The organism is Deinococcus aquiradiocola (assembly GCF_014646915.1).
GTDB classification, from domain to species: Bacteria; Deinococcota; Deinococci; order Deinococcales; family Deinococcaceae; genus Deinococcus; species Deinococcus aquiradiocola.
Map to the genome: position 1 here is coordinate 622,593 of NZ_BMOE01000001.1, position 18,752 is coordinate 641,344.

Genomic DNA, 18,752 nt, shown 5'->3' on the forward strand with positions numbered 1-18,752 from the left:
GACACGGCCATGACGTTTTGGTGGGAGTGGTCTTCATTTCTGGGGGGGAGGGCACGTGTGGGGCGCCCAAGAACAGGCCACTTGCAACGAATTGCCCTCTGAAACGTTTTCATGGCAATGTAACGCCGTATAAACAACTTTTTACTCCTGATTGTTGCCGGACTAGACATGAAAAGTACATTGACTTCTCCTCAAGACCTCCTTACAATGCGGCATCTCTAAGGCGAATCACCGCAGACAGCGGTGACGCAGGAGTTTTGGCAGTGCAGGACCTTTCGGAGGCTTCATGAAGAAACTCGGTCTTTCCATCCTGACCCTCGGCGCTCTGAGCATGGGCGGCGCCCATGCCGCCACCGTCATCAAGATCGCCAGCATGTCCCCTCTCTCCGGCGGCAGCAGCGACCTGGGCCTCCAGATCCGCAACGCCACCGAACTGGCCATCAAGGACAACAAGGCGGCCTTCAAGGCGCTGGGCTTCGACCTGCAGTTCGTCGCGTACGACGACCAGGGCGACCCCACCACCGGCACTGCCAACGCCCGCCGCATCGCGGCCGACAACAGCATCCTCGCGATGGTCGGCACCCTGAACTCGGGCGTCGTCATCCCCAGCAGCGAAGTGCTGGCCCCCAGCCACGTCGCCATCGTGTCGCCCGCCAACACCAACCCCAAGGTCACGGACCGCGGCCTCGCCAACATGAACCGCATCTGCGCCCGCGACGACTCGCAGGGCCCCGCCGGCGCGGACTTCCTCGTCAACACCCTCAAGGCCAAGAAGGTCTACGTCCTGAACGACAAGACCCCCTACGGCCAGGGCCTCGCGGACGCCGCCGAAGCCTTCATGAAGACCAAGGGCACGACCATCGTGGCCTCGGAAGGTACCGAGGAGAAGAGCGACTTCTCCAGCATCATCACCAAGATCCAGGCGCTGCGCCCCGACGCGATCTACTTCGGCGGCCTGTACGGCCAGGTCGGCCCCTTCGCCAAGCAGCTGCGCGAGAAGGGCATCACCATTCCAGTCATGGGCGGCGACGGCTACGACAGCCCCGACCTGCTGACCCTCGCGGGCGCGGGCGCCAAGGACATCTACTTCACCACCGTCGCGCCGCCCCTGAACGCCGTGCCGACCGCGCGCGTCCTCGCCAGCCGCTACAAGGCCGCGTACAAGAAGGAACTCGCGGGCTTCGGCATCATGGGCTACGACAGCGCCAAGGTCGTCATCACCGGCGTCCTGAACGCCATCAAGGCCAACGGCAACAAGCTCCCCACCCGCACGCAGGTCGAGACGGCCATCCGCAAGACCAACATCACGACCGGCCTGCTGACTGGCGCCATCGACTTCAACAGCATCGGTGACCGCACCAGCGCCAAGATGTACATCATCCAGGTCAAGAACGACGCCAGCAACAAGCTGGACTTCAGCACCGCCGGCACCGTCACGGTGAAAGTCAACAAGCAGTAATCGCCCAAACTCTTCACACGGGGGCGGGCCGGAGGCGTAAAGCACCCGGCCCGCCCCCGACCTTTGCAGGTCCCGCGCCCACTGCGTATGCTGAGGCGCCCCCCGTTCAGCGTCACCCTTTTCGCACGACCCCGCCTGTTTCCGGACCCCGCCGTTTCGTCGGCCTTCCGTCCACCGGATTCCCCTTCCGGTTCGCTGGCCCCCCGTGACCACCGGCCTGACGGACACATCGCCCGTCGTGAGGCACCTGGCCCGTTTTCAGACCGACCCGCCCCCGAAGCCGGGTTCCTCCATTCATCAGAACAGGGATTTGCGGCTCGTCGCCCGACTCACCCGTCCGGTCCCGTGGGGACGCCAGCCACGTCCGGCCCCCCGCCCGCACCCCACCGTCCCAGAGGTCAGCTATGGATATTGTTCTTCCCGTCTTGTCGAGCGTGCTGGTCAACGGGCTGCTGCTGGGCATCCTGTACGCCATCATCGCGCTCGGGTACACCATGGTGTACGGCATCCTGCAGCTCATCAACTTCGCGCACTCGGAAGTGTTCGTGACCGGCGCCATCGTCGGCTACGAGGTGTTCCGCGTCCTCACGCCCACCAGCCTCAACCCGTACCTGATCCTCGTGATCGCCCTCGTGGTCGCCATGATCGTGTCGGGCCTGCTGAACGTGCTCATCGAGCGCCTCGCGTACCGGCCGCTGCGCAGCGCGCCGAAACTCGTGCCGCTCATCTCCGCCATCGGCGTGTCGTTCATCCTGCAGGACCTGCTGCGCCTCTTCGAGGGCCTGCAGGGCCGCTTCGACCTGGCCGTGAACGTCCCCACCGCCTTCAACCAGCCGCTCCCCTTCCAGCCGCTCGGCGTGAGCATCCAGGTCAAGGACCTGATCCTGCTGGTGGTGGGCGCCGTGATGCTGTTCGGCCTGAACCGCCTCGTGAACCACAGCCGCGTGGGCCGCGCCATTCGCGCCGTCGCGCAGGACCGCGTCACGGCGGGCCTGATGGGCATCGACAGCAACCGCATGATCGCGCTGACCTTCGCCATCGGCGGGGCGCTCGGCGGAGTGGGCGGCGTGCTGTTCGCCATGAAGTTCCCGAACCTCAACGCGTACAGCGGCACCATTCCCGGCATCAAGGCCTTCAGCGCGGCCGTGCTGGGCGGCATCGGCAGCATTCCCGGCGCGGTGCTGGGCGGGCTGGTGCTGGGCCTCATCGAGAACTTCCTGGGCGTCATCTCGATCTTCGGGAGCGTCTTCCCGAAACTGGCGTTCCTGGGCGCCATCAAGGCTGAGTACAAGGACGTCGGCGCGTTCATCGCCCTGATCGTGATCCTGATCTTCAAACCGTCCGGTCTGCTCGGCCGGAACACCACGGAGAAAGTATGACCGCGTCTCCCCTGCTCCCCAAGAAAGCCCGTCCCGGCGCGCCGGACCGGACCGTGCCGCTCGTGATCTACACGGTCGTCACGGCGCTCCTGCTGTTCCTGGCGCTCGGTGACCTCGTGCCGGGCGTGAAGTTCCCGGCCGTGATCACGTCCTCGCTGTTCCTGCTGTTCCTCGGCAGTCTGCTGCTCGCCTTCCAGTGGCGCGCGAACACGGTCGTGAAGCTCGTGATCGCGGTGGCGGCCCTGCTCGTGATCATTCCGGACATCGGCCGCCTGAACGGCTCGTACTTCGACCTCGCCATCCAGATGTGCATCTTCGCGGCGCTCGCGCTGGGCCTGAACATCGTGGTGGGCCAAGCGGGCCTGCTCGACCTGGGGTACGTGGCGTTCTTCGCGGTGGGCGCGTACCTGTGGGGCGTGTTCGGCAGCGGGCAGTTCCAGCAGATCGTGAAGTCCGACCTGCCGTACACGCCGCTCACCGTCACGGCGTGGCTGGCGCCGCTGCTGCTCGCCGTGGTCGGCGCAGCCGGGTACGCCTGGATGAAAGGCATCGACCGGGCGCACCCCGGCGCCATGAAGCCCAAGGGCCCGCAGCGACTCGCGCGTGCCGTGGCCGTGACGCTCGTGGTGATCGGGGTGGTGTCGGCCCTGGTGTTCGTCGCGACGCTCGTCAACGCGGCCATCACCAGCTACTACAGCGGGCACGCGGCGGCCCTCGTGTCGCTCGCGAACGGCGTGAACCCGAACCTCTTCTGGCTGTTCATCGTGCTGGCCGTCGCGGCGGCCGCCATCGTGGGCGTCTTGATCGGCCTGCCGGTCCTGAAGCTGAAGGGCGACTACCTCGCGATCGTGACGCTGGGTCTCGGTGAAGTGATCCGCGTCTTCGCGAACAACATGACCAAGTACACGAACGGACCGCAGGGCATCACGAGCATCACGACAGCGCCCGCACCGTGGCTCGACAGCATCGCGGGCAGCCTGAAGTTCCAGCCGGAGCAGTTCAAGCTGTTCTTCCTGTACTTCCTGGTGCTGGCCGTGATCGCGGTCGTCATCACCGTCAACGTCCGACTCGGCAACAGCAACATCGGGCGCGCGTGGGTCGCGATCCGTGAGGACGAGCTCGCCGCGCAGGCCATGGGCGTGCCGCTCGTCCGCACCAAGATCCTGGCCTTCGCGACCGGCGCGAGCTTCGCGGGCGTGATGGGCGTCGTGTTCGCCGCCAAGCAGCAGTTCATCTCGCCGGAGAGCTTCAGTTACTTCCAGAGCATCGGGGTGCTGACCATGGTGATCCTGGGCGGCATGGGCAACATCGCGGGCGTGATCCTGGGCGCGGTCGTCGTCACGTGGATCAACCTGTCGGTCCTGCCGGGCCTGTCCGAAACCATCCAGTCGAGCTTCCCCGGCCTGAACAGCAACCTCGACCCCGCCAAGTACAACCGCCTTCTGTTCGGTCTGGTGCTCGTGCTGATGATGCTGTTCCGCCCGGAAGGCCTGCTGCCCAGCACGCGCCAGCGCCTGATGATGCACGAGAACGACGACACCGACCCCGCAGACGACAGCCTGAACGTGGACGGCGCGCAGGGCGGCGCGCTCGGCACAGGCGCGACCGGCATGCCGGACGTGCGCTCGCCCGGCCTGTCCCCACGCAGCGAAGACAAGCGCACCGGAGGCAAACAGTGAGCGCCCTGACCCCCAACCCCAAAGGCAGCGTCCTGAGCGTCCGGGGCCTGACCAAGACCTTCGGCGGCCTGCTCGCCGTGAACAGCGTGGACCTCGAGGTGCCGCGCGCCAGCATCGTGTCCGTGATCGGACCGAACGGTGCGGGCAAGACGACCTTCTTCAACATGATCACCGGCATCTACGAACCGGACAGCGGCGTCATCGAACTGGACGGCACGGACCTCGTGGGCCTGCGCCCCGATCAGGTGACGGGGGCCGGCATCGCGCGCACCTTCCAGAACATCCGCCTGTTCGCGTCCATGACCGCCGAGGAAAACATCCTGGTGGGCCGCCACCCGCGCCTCAAGGCCGGGTACGTGGACGCGCTGTTCCGCACGCGCCGCTTCCGGGAGGACGAGGACAGCGCCCGCGAGGCCGCGCAGGTGCTGCTGGACTTCGTGGGCCTGAAACGCCAGTCGCAGGAGCTGTCCACCAGCCTCCCGTACGGCGACCAGCGCCGCCTGGAGATCGCGCGCGCGCTCGCCACGAACCCCAAGGTGATCCTGCTGGACGAACCGGCCGCCGGCATGAACCCGCGCGAGACGGAGAACCTCAAGGCACTGATCCGCGCGGTGCGTGACGACCTGGGCGTGACGGTCGTGCTGATCGAGCACGACATGCGCCTCGTGATGACCCTGTCGGAGCACATCACGGTGCTGGATTACGGCACCAAGATCGCCGAGGGCCTCCCGCACGTCATCCGCAACAACCCCAAGGTCATGGAAGCGTACCTCGGCCGCGGCGCCGCCGCCGGCGAGTACGGCAAACAGGAAGGAGGGGCCAGTGCTTGACACCCCCGGAACGCAGAGCAGCCCCGTGAGCGGCACCGGCACGCCGATGCTGGAGCTGCGGGACATCCACACGTACTACGGTCACATCCACGCGCTCAAAGGCATCACGCTGGACGTCATGCAGGGCGAGATCATCGCGCTGATCGGCGGCAACGGCGCGGGCAAGACGACTACGCTGCGCACCATTTCCGGCATGCAGCGCCCCAAGAGCGGCACGCTCCGCTACCTGGGCAAGGACATCGCGGGCGTGCGGCCCGACCAGATCATGCTGCAGGGCATGAGTCACGTGCCGGAAGGCCGCCGCATCTTCGGGCAGCTGACGGTGCGCGAGAACCTGGAGATCGGCGCGTACACCGTCACGGACCGCGCCGTGATCCAGAGCCGCATCGAGGAGGGCTTCGAGTTCTTCCCGCGCCTGCGGGAACGCGAGAAGCAGCTCGGCGGGACGCTGTCCGGCGGCGAGCAGCAGATGCTCGCCATCGCGCGCGCCCTGATGGTCGCGCCGAAACTGCTGCTTCTGGACGAGCCGAGCATGGGGCTGTCGCCGCTGTTCGTGGAGACGATCTTCGACATCGTGGAGCGCCTGAACCGCGAGCGCGGCACCACGATCCTGCTGGTGGAGCAGAACGCCAGCATGGCGCTCGGCATCGCGAAGCGCGCGTACGTGCTGCAGACGGGCGAGATCCGCCTGCAGGGCCCGGCGGCGGAGATCGCCAGCAACGAGAGCGTCCGCAAGGCGTACCTCGGCGAGGACTGAGCCTCACCGCGCACGCCAGGCGTCCGACAGTTCCGGCCCGGAATCCTGTTCCTGCCCTCTACTTGGGGGCGGCGGGGCGGGATTCCGGGCGTTCCGTCTGTGACGGGTGCGCGGGTGCGACCGGTCCTGAAAACGTGCTGCAACCTTTCGGTTGACACGTCATGGGGAGCGCCCTACTCTAGTTCCCAGCGTTAACTGTGCTGTAGATGTCCTTTCATCTCAGACTTATGTCGGTCCGGTGTCCTTCGGCTCATGCTCACGTCGCGGTCAACAGCGGGAACGATCTTCTCCGTCCGGGTCAGCCCAGGCGGACGTTCGCGGATCATGAGGTCCGCCGCTGTCCCGCATCATCACTTCAAGGATTGGAGGAAGACATGAAGAAATACGTTCTGACCGCACTTCTGGGAGCGTCCATGCTGGGCAGCGCCTCGGCCGCCACGCTCGTGTACGGCGGCAACGGCGAGCCCGTCAGCCTGGAGCCCGGCAACATCACGGACGGCATCAGCATCACCGTGCAGCGCCAGATCTACGACACCCTCGTGGACTTCAAGGACGGCACGACCGATCCCGTGCCCGGCCTCGCCGTGAGCTGGAAGAGCAACGCCGACGCGACCAGCTGGACCTTCAAGCTGCGTCAGGGCGTGAAGTTCCAGGACGGGACGCCCTTCAACGCGGACGCCGTGGTCTTCAACTGGAACAGGTTCTGGGACGCCAAGGACCCGAACGGCTTCCGTGACCAGGGCCGCACCTTCGAGATCATGGGCGACCTGCTCGGCGGCTTCAAGGGCGACAAGACGGCCGTCATCAAGAGCATCGTGAAGGTGGACGACAGCACCGTGCGCTTCGACCTGAACAGCGGCAACAGCGTGTTCCCCGTCGTGATCGGCAGCGGGTACTTCGGCATCGCCAGCCCCACCGCCATCAAGGCGCAGGGCGCGAAGTACGGCACGCCCGCCAGCACCCCGGTCGGCACGGGTCCCTTCAGCTTCGTGAGCTGGAAGACCGGTGACGCCGTGACGCTGAAGGCGAACACCGCGTACTGGGGTCCGAAGCCCCGCGTGGACACGCTCGTGATCCGCAGCATCAAGGACGCCTCGCAGCGCCTGAACGAACTGAAGGCCGGCACCATCGACTTCACGTCCGACCTGACGCCCGACTCCCTGAACGCCGTGAAGAGCGACCGGAACCTGACGGCCGTCCTGAAGCCCAGCTTCAACGTCGGCTTCGTGAGCATGAACAACAAGAACCCCATCCTGGCGAAGCAGGCGGTCCGCACGGCGCTCAGCATGGCGATCAACAAGAAGGAGATCGCGGCGGCCTTCTGGAACGGCCTCGCGGTCAGCAACTCCAGCTTCCTGCCGCCCGTCATGAGCTGGGCGAACAGCAAGGACGTGCCCAGCGACTACAAGTACGACCCTGCCGCCGCGAAGAAGATGCTCGCCGACGCCGGGTACGCCAACGGCTTCAGCGTGGACCTGTGGTACATGCCCGTCAGCCGCCCGTACTTCCCCACCCCCAAGCCCATCGCGGAAGCGATCGCGGCCGACCTGTCCGCCATCGGCGTGAAGGTCAACCTGAAGACCGAGGACTGGGCCAAGTACCTGCAGGACCGCAACAAGGAGCCCGGCTTCGACATGTACATGATCGGCTGGACGGGCGACTACGGTGATCCGGACAACTTCTACGGCGCGTACTACGGCGCGAACGCCAGCGACGACATCAACTACAACCCCGCCTCGCTGCAGAACCTGCTGGAGCAGGGCCGCGCCGCCCTCACCCAGGCCGACAAGGCCAAGGTGTACAGCCAGCTGCACGAGCTGACCTACAAGGCCGCGTTCCGCATCCCGATGGTGCACAGCCAGCCGCTCGCCGCGTCGCGCAGCTACGTCAAGAACTGGGTGCCCAGCCCGCTGGGCAGCGAGGCGTTCAACCGCATCATCCTCGTCGGCAAGAAGTAACCCCGGTCACGGGTTCCTGACCCCGGTCACGCGCAGCCCCCGTCATTCGACATGATGGGGGCTGTCGCCTGCCCCCTCCCCTCCCGGCCGTTCCCGGACCGTCTGGACTGCACCGCCTGTCCGTTCTTCCCCCGGAACGCGTCTCTTTCCTTCTCGTTCCACTCGGACTGAACCCGCACACCCCATAGGATTCAATCGGAATCCGTATCAAAGGAGCCTCTCTTGGGCGTTTTCGTACTTCGCCGCCTCTGGCGAACCCTGCTGGTGCTGCTCGGCATCAGCGTGGTGGTGTTCGCGTTCGTGCGCGCACTGCCCGGCGATCCGGCCACCGCGATCCTCGGTGAGCGCGCCAACCCCGAGTCCGTCGCGCGCCTCACCAAGCAGCTCGGCCTGGACAAACCCTGGTTCCTGAACGTGCAGGACCCCGCGCACCTCTTCGACGCGCAGTACCCCCGGTACCTGAACAAGGTCCTGCACGGCGACCTCGACAAGGGTCAGAAATCGCAGATTCCCGTCTCCGACGAACTGCGTAACCGCTTCCCGGCCACCATCGAACTGTCGCTCGCGGCGATGTTCTTCGCGCTGATCGTGGGCCTCCCGGCGGGCATCCTGGCGGCCCTGCGCCGCAACAGTGCCTGGGACAGCCTCGCGACGACCATCAGCCTGCTCGGCGTGAGCATGCCGGTCTTCTGGCTGGGCCTGCTGCTCAGTTACTTCTTCGCGGTGGTGCTCGGCTGGTTCCCGCCCAGCGCGCGCCTCTCAACCGGCCTGGACATCCAGCCCGTCACGGGCATGTACGTGCTGGACGGCCTGCTGCGCGGGCGGCTCGACGTGAGCCTGAACGCCCTGCAGCACCTCGTGCTGCCCGCCATCACGCTCGGCAGCATCCCCATGGCGATCACGGCCCGCATCACGCGCAGCTCGCTGCTGGAGGTGCTCGGGCAGGATTACGTGCGGACCGCGAAGGCGAAGGGCCTCGCGCCGCGCATCGTGACGCTGAAGCACGCGCTGCGTAACGCGCTGCTGCCGGTCGTGACCGTGATCGGCCTGCAGACGGGCCTGCTGCTGGGCGGCGCGGTCCTCACCGAGACGATCTTCAGCTGGCCGGGCCTCGGCTCGTGGCTGTACGACGCGATCTCGGGCCGCGACTACCCCGTCATCCAGGGCGGCGTGATCTTCGCGGCGCTCGTGGTGAGCGTCGTGAACCTGCTCGTGGACCTCAGCTACGCCCTCCTCGACCCGAGGATCCAGTACCGATGAACGCGCACGCCAAGCCCGCCGGGCACGCGCGCCGCGCCCCGGCCGCACAGGGAGTCCCCATGCACCACCATTCGCGCGCGGGAGGTGAGGCATGACGGCCACCGTCCAGCCCGCCCGCCGCGCCCAGCAGAACGTCTTCTGGAAACGCTTTCGGCGCAGCACGCCCGGCAAGATCGGCGCGGTGATGGTGCTGGTGTTCGTGATCGCCGCGGTCCTCGCCCCGATCCTGCACCCCTACGACGCGAGCCGCGACCTCGATTACCGCTACCGGCTCGCGCCGCCCAGCGTGTCCGCAGTGTGGGACAAGGACGCCGCCGCCAAGTACACGGACCCCGTGAGCGGCAAGGTGGATTACGGGCGGCACATCTTCGGGACCGACAACCTCGGGCGTGACGTGGCCGTGCGCGTCTGGCACGGCGCGCGCGTCAGCCTGATCATCGGGATCGTGGCGACCGCCATCGCGCTCGTGATCGGGAGCGTGCTCGGCCTGCTCGCCGGGTACTTCGGCGGGCTGCTCGACAGCACGCTCGGGTACGTCACGGACGTGCTGCTGGCCTTCCCGAGCATCCTGATCGCCATCGGCATCGCCAGCATCAGCAACCTGCCGGGACTGTACACGGTCATGCTGGCCGTCAGCATCCCACAGGTGCCGCTGTACCTGCGCCTCACGCGCAGCGTGGTCCTCAGTGTCCGCGAGCGGGAGTTCGTGCAGGCGGCCGGGGCGCTCGGTGCCGGGAACGGCCGCATGCTGTACCGGCACGTCCTGCCGAACAGCCTCTCGCCGCTGATCGTGCAGGGCGCGCTCAGCATCGCCACGGCGACCATCGAGGCGGCCGCGCTGGGCTTCCTGGGGCTGGGCGTGCCGCCGCCGAACCCCGAGTGGGGCACCATGCTGTCCGACAGCCGCGAGTACTACACGTCCGCCGCGTGGACCATGATCTTCCCGGGCCTCGCGATCCTGTTCACGGTGCTGGGCTTCAACCTGCTCGGCGACGGCCTGCGTGACGTGCTCGACCCGCGCAGCACCCAGTAAACGCAGCACCCAGTAAGCGCAGCGCGCAGCGAAAAGCAGACCGGTTCGGGGCACTCCATGACGGGGTGCCCTGAACCTTTTCTTGAGGTGCGGTGGGGGTGCGGCGCGCGGCACAGTTGCCGGGCGGCCGCGTCCATACAGTGCCGTCATGACCGATGCCACGAGCACGCCGCACCTGTTCAAGCCCCTGAAACTGCACGGCCTGACCGTCCCGAACCGGATCGTGGTGTCGCCGATGTGCATGTACAGCGCCAAGAACGGCTTCGCGAACGACTTTCATCTCGCGCACCTGGGCGGCTTCGCGCTGGGCGGCGCGGGCCTGATCCTGACGGAAGCGGCGGCCGTGAGTCCGGAAGGACGCATCACGCCGGACGACCTGGGCATCTGGAGTGACGATCACATCGCGGGGCTGGGACACGTCGTGGATTTCGCGCACACGCAGGGCGCGTTGATCGGGGTGCAGCTGGCACACGCGGGCCGCAAGGCGAGCACGTGGTCCCCGTGGCGCGGGTCGGGCGCCGTGCCGGACGAGCAGGGCGCGTGGACGGTGCTGGGGCCGGACGCCCAGCCGTACAGCAGCGCGTACCCGGTGCCGACCGCAATGACGCGCGAGGACATCGCGAAGGTCGTGACGGATTTCGTGGCGGCGACGCGACGCGCCCTCATGGCGGGCTTCGACGTGGTGGAGGTGCATGCCGCGCACGGGTACCTGCTGCACCAGTTCATGTCGCCGCTCTCGAACTCCCGCACGGACGAGTACGGGGGGAGTTTCGAGAACCGGGTGCGGCTGGTGGTGGACGTGAGCCGCGCCGTGCGTGAGGCGTTCCCGTCGCACCTGCCGGTGTTCGTGCGCGTGAGCGCCACCGACTGGGCGGAGGGCGGGTGGACACTGGACGAGACGGTGCAGCTCGCGCGGCTGCTGATGGAGGTGGGCGTGGACGTGCTGGACGTGTCGAGCGGCGGTCTGACGTCCGCGCAGCAGATTCAGGTGGGGCCAGGGTATCAGGTGCCGTTCGCGCAGGCGGTCCGGGCTCAGACGGGCATGACGACCATGGCGGTCGGCATGATCACCGAGCCCCTGCAGGCGGAGGAGGTGCTGGCGGCGGGCCACGCGGACCTCGTGGCGCTCGCGCGGGAATTCCTGCGCGACCCGAGGTGGCCGCAGCGGGCCGCGCACGAGCTGGGGACGCGCATTCCCGTGCCGGACCAGTACGCGCGCGCCGTCCGCTGGTAGGTCGCACTCCGGCAGGGAGAACGGGGAGGGCGCCCGCCTTCATGGAGCCCTGACGTTCCCCGAATGCGGTTCACACAATGACGTGGGGCGGCGCGCGCCGCATTATCCTGCCGTGGAGGAGCGGAAGCGGGTACGATGGCGGTACAGTCCTCAGCGCGCAGTTCCGAAGTTTACCGTGCCGTTTTCGCCGTGCCGTCCGCCCACCTGACCCGTCCATCCACTGTTCCCGGAGGTTTTCCATGACCATTCTCGACCGTCTGTCCCGCCTGATTCGCGCCAACGTCAACGACCTGATCGGCAAGGCGGAGGACCCCACCAAGATCATCGACCAGACGCTGCTCGACATGCGCGAGGCGTACAGCGAGGCTCGCAGCGAGGTGGCGGGCGCCATGGCGCAGGCCGCGAAGCTGGAACGCGAGTCGAACACCAACCGGCAGCTGGCCGCCGAGTACGGCGAGAAGGCCGAACAGGCCCTCCGTGCGGGCAGCGAGGACCTCGCCCGTGAGGCGCTGCGCCGCAAGCAGAACCACACGGATCTCGCGGAGGGCTTCGCCGCGCAGCTCAAGACGACGTCCGTCACGGTGGACAGCCTGAAGACGCAGCTGCGGGCGCTCGAAGCGAAGATCGACGAGATGGAGTCTCGCCGTCAGCTGCTCGCGGCGCGCGCGCAGACCGCGCAGGCGTCCGGCACGCTCGAGAAGGCCAGCGGCTTCGACAAGGCGGGCGGCGCGATGGGCGCCTTCGACGACATGGAGCGCAAGGTGGCCGCCATGGAGGACCGCAACAACGCCTCCGCGCAGCTGCGCGAGGAGGGCGACATCGACGCGCAGCTCAAGAACCTGGGCCGCGACAAGACCCTCGACGACGAACTGGCGGCCCTGAAGGCCAAGGTGCAGGGCGGCACGCCCGGCGGGAACGGCAGCACTTCCTGACGCGCCGCACATGAACCGGGGGGGTGCCTGCGTGCACCCCCCCGGTGTTTGTCTGGACGCGGCGCGGGACGGGTGCCGGGAGCGTCCGGGGGGCGTGGAGTGATTCGCATGGCTGTGGCGACGTGGGCCGATTCGCGCGTGAGAAATGGAGGGAACTTCATGCGTTTTGACATTCCGTCGGCGCGTTTCCCGCTATGCTCTTGCGCATGAGAGCCCGTCGTCCTACCGCCGTCCTGTCCGGGCGGCTGCCCGCGCTGCTGCTGCCGCTCCTGCTCGCCGCCTGCGCCCCCACACAGCAGAAGCAGGAGGCGCCCGTGACCGCCAGCACCAGCGTGAGCCGGGTGTCGTTCTACCCGTCCGAGGCGGGCCTCGCCTGGACGTACCTCCCGGACGGCGAGGACGCGGGCGGCGTGCCGTACGTGCTGCGCGCCACCGGCCCGTCCCTGTTCGGGAACGTGCAGGCGCAGACGTTCACGCTCACGGGGCGCGGCGCGCAGCAGACGAGTTACCACCTGATGTCCGCGCAGGGCTCGCAGCTGCTCGGGTTCCGCAAGCCGGGCCTGAGCGTGCGGCTCGACCCGCCGTGGCAGGAGCTCCCGCCCGTCGACGCGTGGCGGGTGGGCCTCGCGTGGTCCGGGGAGAGCAACATCGCCGTGCAGTCCGACGACGGCCTGACGAACACGTCCGGCAAGGTCAACTACAGTTACCGCGTCCTCGACCAGCGGGACGTCACGATCCGCGGGCGGTCGTACCGCGTGTGGGTCGTGAACCGTCAGATCACGGACACGGTCGGCGGGCTGTTCCCGCGCTCGCAGGAGGAGTGGTTCACGCCGTACGTCGGGGACGTGCGCACGCCCGAGGGCCTGCTGCTCACCGACCGCAACTTCACGGGAGGGCAATGATGACCGCAGACGCGAAAAAACCCCAGCTGCCGGGCAGCAGCACCCCGCTGCTCGACACCATCGACTCGCCCGACGACCTGAAGAAGCTGCGGCGCGACCAGCTCCCCGCCCTGGCGGCCGAACTGCGGCAGGAGATCGTGCAGCTCGCCGCGCCGGGCGGCCTGCACCTCGCGAGCAGCCTGGGCGCCACGGACCTGATCGTGGCGCTGCACTACGTGCTCAACAGCCCCCGTGACCGCATCCTGTTCGACGTGGGGCACCAGGCGTACGCGCACAAGCTCCTGACGGGCCGCCGCGCGCAGATGCCGACCATCAAGAAGGAAGGCGGCCTGAGCGGCTTCACAAAGGTGACGGAGTCTCCGCACGACGCGATCACGGTCGGGCACGCCAGCACCAGTCTCGCCAACGCGCTCGGCATGGCGACCGCCCGCGACGCGCTCGGGCAGGACTACAAGGTGGCCGCCGTGATCGGGGACGGCGCCCTGACGGGCGGCATGGCGCTCGCCGCGCTGAACACCATCGGGGACACGGGGCGGCGCATGCTGATCGTGCTGAACCACAACGAGATGAGCATCTCGGAGAACGTGGGCGCCATGAGCAAGTTCATGCGGACCCTGCAGGTCCAGAAGTGGTTCCAGGAGGGCGAGGGGGCCAGCAAGAAGGCCCTGAATGCCGTGAGCCGCCCGCTGTCGGACTTCATGAGCCGCGCCAAGTCCAGCACGCGGCACTTCTTCGACCCGGCCAGCATCAATCCCTTCGCGGCGATGGGCGTGCGGTACGTCGGGCCGGTGGACGGGCACAACATTCAGGAACTCGTGTACCTGATGGAGCGCCTCGTGGAGCTGGACGGGCCGACCATCCTGCACGTCGTGACGCGCAAGGGCAAAGGCCTCGCGTACGCCGAGGAGGACCCCATCAAGTGGCACGGCCCCAGCCGCTTCGACCCGGCGACCGGTCAGAGCGTGCCCGGCGCGGCCGCCCCGGCAGGCGCGCCCGTGCGGCAGAGCTGGAGCGCGGCGTTCGGGGAGGCCATGACGGAACTCAGCCGTCAGGACCCGCGCGCGTACGTGATCACGCCCGCCATGCGCGAGGGATCGGGCCTCGTCGGGTACAGTCAGGCGCACCCGAACCGCTATCTGGACGTGGGCATCGCGGAGGAGGTCGCCGTGACGGCCGCCGCCGGGATGGCCCTGCAGGGCCTGAAGCCGGTCGTGGCGATCTACAGCACGTTCCTGCAGCGCGCGTACGATCAGGTGCTGCACGACGTGGCGATCGAGGACCTGGACGTGGTGTTCGCCATCGACCGGGGCGGCGTGGTCGGCGCGGACGGCGCGACGCACAACGGCGTCTTCGACCTGAGCTTCATGCGCAGCATCCCGAACGTCCGGATCGGTCTGCCGCGCACGGCGCTGGAGTTGCGCGGCATGCTGAAGGAAGCGATGCGGGTGGGCGGGCCGGTCGCGATCCGTTACCCGCGCGGCGACACCCTCAAGGCCCCCGCGAACGCGTGGCCGGACCTGCAGTGGGGCACGTGGGAGCGCCTGCAGGCCGGGGACGACGTGGTGGTCCTGGCGGGCGGCAAGGCGCTGGAGTACGCCGAGGCGGCCCTGCACGACCTGCCGGGCGTGGGGCTCGTGAACGCCCGTTTCGTGAAGCCGCTCGACACGGCCATGCTGCGGGACATCGCGTCGCGTGCGCGCGCCATCGTGACAGTCGAGGACAACACCGTGGTCGGCGGCTTCGGCGCGGCGGTGCTGGAGGCGCTCGCGTCGTGGGGCGTGCAGGTGCCGGTGCGGGTGCTGGGCATCCCAGACGAGTTCCAGGAGCACGCGACGGTGGAGCGCGTGCACGCCCGCAGCGGCATCGACGCGCAGGCGATCCGTACCGTGCTGGCCGAGCTGGGCGTGGACGTGCCGCTCGGCGTATAACACCGCTTCACACCTTCGGGAGGCCGCCGCGAGAGTTGCTGGCGGCCACTTCCCTGTTCCCTGTCTGCGCACGGTGACGTTGCCTGGCCTCCGGTCACCAGCCGCCGGGCGGGGGCAGGTCGAGGTCCACGGTGACCGGGTATCCCTGCTGACGCAGCAGCGTGACGACCTGCCCCTTGTGGTGGAATTCGTGGGTGACGGGGTGCAGGACGAGCCAGCGTGCCGTCACCTGCCGCGTGGTTCCAGCCATCCCGGTGACGGTGAAGGGCTCGCCGGTCTGCATACGCGTGCAGGTGAGTGCGCGGTGCAGCAGGGCGTCCACGCGTTCGAAGCGGGCGGTGAGTTCGGGCAAGGGTTCGGGGTACGGAGCGAAGTCCCAGTCGTCTTCCAGCAGGGTGCGGCCCACCCAGCCGCCGTAGCAGTCGGCGACGTGCGTGAGGGTGCTCAGGACGCTGCCCTGGCCGTACTCGGGCGGAGCGGCGTGCAGGACGCGTTCCGGGAGGGTCTGCAGGGACGCGAGGAGGTCGGCGCGCATCCGGCGCGTCTGGTCGATCAGGAAGGGCAGGGTGCCGGGCATGCTCCAGTGTGCCGCGCGGCCGGTGGAGCGGTGGCGGGGTTTGCGGCTGGCGGGTGGGTGGGCGCTCTTGAGGAAGTCTTAGTGTAAGCTGGATTTTATGAACGTCATCGGGAAAGTGACCGTGCTGCCCAGGCTCCCTGCGGCCATCCGTCGGCTCGAAGAACTCGCGTACAACCTGTACTGGTCGTGGACGCCGAAGGCGCAGGACCTGTATGCCTCGCTTGACGCCGGTATTTGGAACCGCTTCCAGCACAATCCGGTGCGCACCCTGCTCGAAGTGAGCGCCGACCGCCTCGCCGAGGTCGCCGCCGACCCCGAGTACCTCGCGCGCTACGAAGCCGTCCTCGCGGACTTCGACGCGTACATGAACAAGAAGGACACCTGGGCCGCCCGCAACGCAGGCGCGCTCGGCGGTCCCGGCAAGGGCGTCGCTTACTTCAGCATGGAGTACGCGTACCACGAGTGCCTCCCCATCTACTCCGGCGGTCTGGGCGTCCTCGCGGGCGACCACTGCAAGAGCGCCTCCGACCTCGGCCTGCCCTTCACGGCCGTCGGCATGCTGTTCCGCCAGGGGTACTTCACGCAGCTGTTCAACAAGGACGGCTGGCAGCAGGAACGCTACGACGAACTCGACCTCACCACCCTCCCCGTCCGGCCCGCGAAGCTCGACAGCGGCGACGACGCCCGCGTCAGCGTCCGCATCATGGGCCGCGAGATCATCCTGCGCATCTGGACGCTGCAGGTCGGACGCATCCGCGTGCTGCTCCTCGACAGCAACGTCCCCGAGAACAGCGAGGACGACCGCAAGATGACGGCCCGACTGTACGGCGGCAACCAGGAACTCCGCATCCAGCAGTACCTGCTGCTCGGCATCGGAGGAGTCCGCGCGCTGCGCGCCATGAAGGTCGACGCCAGCGTGTACCACATGAACGAGGGACACGCCGCCTTCATGGCGCTCGAACGCATCCGCGAGCAGGTCGCGGCCGGCATGGACTTCCGGACCGCCACCGAGGCCGTCGCGAGCGCCACCCTCTTCACGACGCACACGCCCGTCCCCGCCGGCAACGACGCGTACGCCTACGACCTCACCGACCGCTACCTCGGCGACTGGCCCACGCAGCTCGGCACCAGCCGCAACGAACTGTACGAACTGGCCCGCCAGGAGCAGAACTGGGACAACCAGTGGGTGCCGAGCTTCTCGATGAGCGTCTTCGCGCTCCGCATGAGCCGCGCCGCGAACGGCGTGTCCGAACTGCACGGCGAGGTGTCGCGCGGCCTGTGGAACTTCCTGTACCAGGGTGCCGAGCCGGAAGAAGTGCCGATCGGGCACGTCACGAACGGCGCGCACAACCTCACCTTCCTCGCGCAGCAGTACCGTGAACTGTTCGACCGCGTGCTGCCCGCCGACTGGACGGAACGCCTCGAGGACCGCGCCATGTGGGACGCCGTGCGCGACATTCCCGACGCGGACCTCGCCGCCGCGAAACGCGAGCAGAAGGTCGAGATGATCGACTTCGTGCGCGCCAGCGTCCGGCAGCAGCTGGAACGCAACGGGGCCAGCGCCGCAGACGTCGCCGACGTGGACGGCCTGCTCAGCCCCGACGTGCTCACCATCGGCTTCGCGCGCCGCTTCGCGACGTACAAGCGCGCCACGCTGCTGTTCCGCGACAAGGCCCGCCTGAGCGCCATCCTGAACAACCCCGACCGGCCCGTGCAGTTCGTGTTCGCGGGCAAGGCCCACCCGGCCGACAACCCCGGCAAGGCCTTCATTCAGGAGATCTACCGCACCAGCCAGGAACCGGAATTCAAGGGCAAGATCGTCATCCTGGAGAACTACGACATGAACGTCGCGCGGCACCTCGTGCAGGGCGTGGACGTCTGGATGAACAACCCCCGCCGCCCGCTGGAGGCGTCCGGCACGTCCGGCATGAAGGCCAGCTTCAACGGCTCCCCGAACTTCAGCGTCCTGGACGGCTGGTGGCGCGAAGGGTACGACGGCAAGAACGGCTGGCCGATCGGCGACGAGCGCGAGTACGCCGACCTGAACCTGCAGGACGACGCGGACGCCTTCAGCCTGTACCGCACGCTGGAGGACAGCATCGCGCCGCTGTACTACGCGCAGGACGCCGAGGGGCAGAACCACGGCTGGCTGGAGACGGTGCGGCAGAGCGTCGTGACCGTCAACCCGGAATTCAGCATGCAGCGCCAGGTGATCGACTACATCCAGAAGTACTACCTGCCGCTCGACGCGCGCAGCGCGCACGTGAACGCCGAGCAGGAGGCGGTCGCGCGGACGCTGGGCGGCTGGAAGGCCTGGATCCGTCAGCAGTGGCCCTTCGTGGGCCTGCAGGCGAGCGCGCAGCTGCCCGCCAGCGTCGAACCGGGCGAGCACGTCACCGTGAGCGCGCAGGTGAACGGCGCGGGCATCGCGGACAGCGACCTGCGCGTCGAAGCCGTTCTGAAGCGCGGGGAGCACCTGACGCGCGTGCCGCTGCAGAGCCTCGGTCAGGGCCGGTACGAGACGAGCATCCCACTCGACGCCAGCGGCCTGTACAGCATCGGCGTCCGTATGCTGCCCACCCACGCGGACCTCAGCAACGAGTTCGAACTCGGCCTGCTGAAGTGGGCCTGACCAACCCAGCCTGCTGAAGTGGGCCTGACCAACCCAGCCTGCTGAAATGGGCCTGAGCACGCCAGCCCGCTGACCGGGCCTCTCCCCCACCGTTCCTTCCTCGTGCGGCCTCCACCTTCGTCGGTGGGGGCCGCGTTTCGCTACGCCATTCGGACGGCGTTCGCTGCGCCAGAATGAGCATCACGGGCCGCC

14 protein-coding genes are annotated in these 18,752 nt (G+C 68.0%); 13 read left to right on the top strand and 1 reads right to left on the bottom strand.

Annotated features, from left to right (window positions below):
• Positions 1–286: 286 nt before the first annotated feature.
• The 12 genes from IEY33_RS02895 (at position 287) to dxs (ending at position 15,351) form a co-directional block, all read left to right on the top strand.
• Positions 287–1,459: a branched-chain amino acid ABC transporter substrate-binding protein gene (locus IEY33_RS02895; protein ID WP_188960687.1), complete on the top strand. Its 1,173-nt coding sequence runs from the start codon at positions 287–289 to the stop codon at positions 1,457–1,459.
• A gap of 404 nt (positions 1,460–1,863) precedes the next feature.
• Complete coding sequence (locus IEY33_RS02900; RefSeq protein ID WP_188960688.1) at positions 1,864–2,838, top strand: branched-chain amino acid ABC transporter permease; 975 nt, start codon at positions 1,864–1,866, stop codon at positions 2,836–2,838.
• The gene (locus IEY33_RS02905) at positions 2,835–4,517 is read left to right on the top strand and encodes a branched-chain amino acid ABC transporter permease (RefSeq protein ID WP_188960689.1); all 1,683 of its coding nucleotides are present in this window, start codon (positions 2,835–2,837) and stop codon (positions 4,515–4,517) included. The genes IEY33_RS02900 and IEY33_RS02905 overlap by 4 nt, the downstream gene beginning before the upstream one ends.
• Positions 4,514–5,347 (top strand): ABC transporter ATP-binding protein, encoded by an 834-nt coding sequence (locus tag IEY33_RS02910; protein WP_268238797.1) that lies wholly within the window; start codon positions 4,514–4,516, stop codon positions 5,345–5,347. The genes IEY33_RS02905 and IEY33_RS02910 overlap by 4 nt, the downstream gene beginning before the upstream one ends.
• A 46-nt stretch (positions 5,348–5,393) precedes the next feature.
• Entirely contained in the window at positions 5,394–6,104 is a 711-nt protein-coding gene (locus tag IEY33_RS02915; RefSeq protein ID WP_188960973.1) for an ABC transporter ATP-binding protein, read from the top strand.
• A gap of 374 nt (positions 6,105–6,478) precedes the next feature.
• A complete protein-coding gene (locus IEY33_RS02920) occupies positions 6,479–8,062 on the top strand; it encodes an ABC transporter substrate-binding protein (protein WP_188960690.1) in 1,584 nt (527 codons plus the stop codon).
• 222 nt (positions 8,063–8,284) lie between these two features.
• Positions 8,285–9,322, top strand: coding sequence for an ABC transporter permease (locus IEY33_RS02925; RefSeq protein WP_188960691.1), 1,038 nt, complete (start codon positions 8,285–8,287; stop codon positions 9,320–9,322).
• A gap of 91 nt (positions 9,323–9,413) precedes the next feature.
• Positions 9,414–10,355: an ABC transporter permease gene (locus IEY33_RS02930; RefSeq protein ID WP_188960692.1), complete on the top strand. Its 942-nt coding sequence runs from the start codon at positions 9,414–9,416 to the stop codon at positions 10,353–10,355.
• A 148-nt stretch (positions 10,356–10,503) separates the two neighbouring features.
• Positions 10,504–11,589, top strand: a complete 1,086-nt coding sequence (locus IEY33_RS02935; protein WP_188960693.1) for an NADH:flavin oxidoreductase/NADH oxidase — start codon at positions 10,504–10,506, stop codon at positions 11,587–11,589.
• Between the two features lie 239 nt (positions 11,590–11,828).
• Entirely contained in the window at positions 11,829–12,521 is a 693-nt protein-coding gene (locus IEY33_RS02940; RefSeq protein ID WP_188960694.1) for a PspA/IM30 family protein, read from the top strand.
• A gap of 206 nt (positions 12,522–12,727) precedes the next feature.
• Complete coding sequence (locus tag IEY33_RS02945; RefSeq protein ID WP_229670707.1) at positions 12,728–13,423, top strand: hypothetical protein; 696 nt, start codon at positions 12,728–12,730, stop codon at positions 13,421–13,423.
• On the top strand, positions 13,423–15,351 hold the full coding sequence (gene dxs / locus IEY33_RS02950) for a 1-deoxy-D-xylulose-5-phosphate synthase (RefSeq protein ID WP_188960975.1): 1,929 nt from the start codon (positions 13,423–13,425) through the stop codon (positions 15,349–15,351). The genes IEY33_RS02945 and dxs overlap by 1 nt, the downstream gene beginning before the upstream one ends.
• A gap of 94 nt (positions 15,352–15,445) precedes the next feature.
• Here the strand turns inward: dxs and IEY33_RS02955 are convergent, their stop codons facing one another.
• A complete protein-coding gene (locus IEY33_RS02955; protein WP_188960695.1) occupies positions 15,446–15,928 on the bottom strand; it encodes a DinB family protein in 483 nt (160 codons plus the stop codon).
• 97 nt (positions 15,929–16,025) lie between these two features.
• Between IEY33_RS02955 and glgP the strand changes: the two genes are divergently transcribed.
• Positions 16,026–18,560, top strand: coding sequence for an alpha-glucan family phosphorylase (gene glgP / locus IEY33_RS02960; RefSeq protein ID WP_188960696.1), 2,535 nt, complete (start codon positions 16,026–16,028; stop codon positions 18,558–18,560).
• Positions 18,561–18,752: the final 192 nt, after the last annotated feature.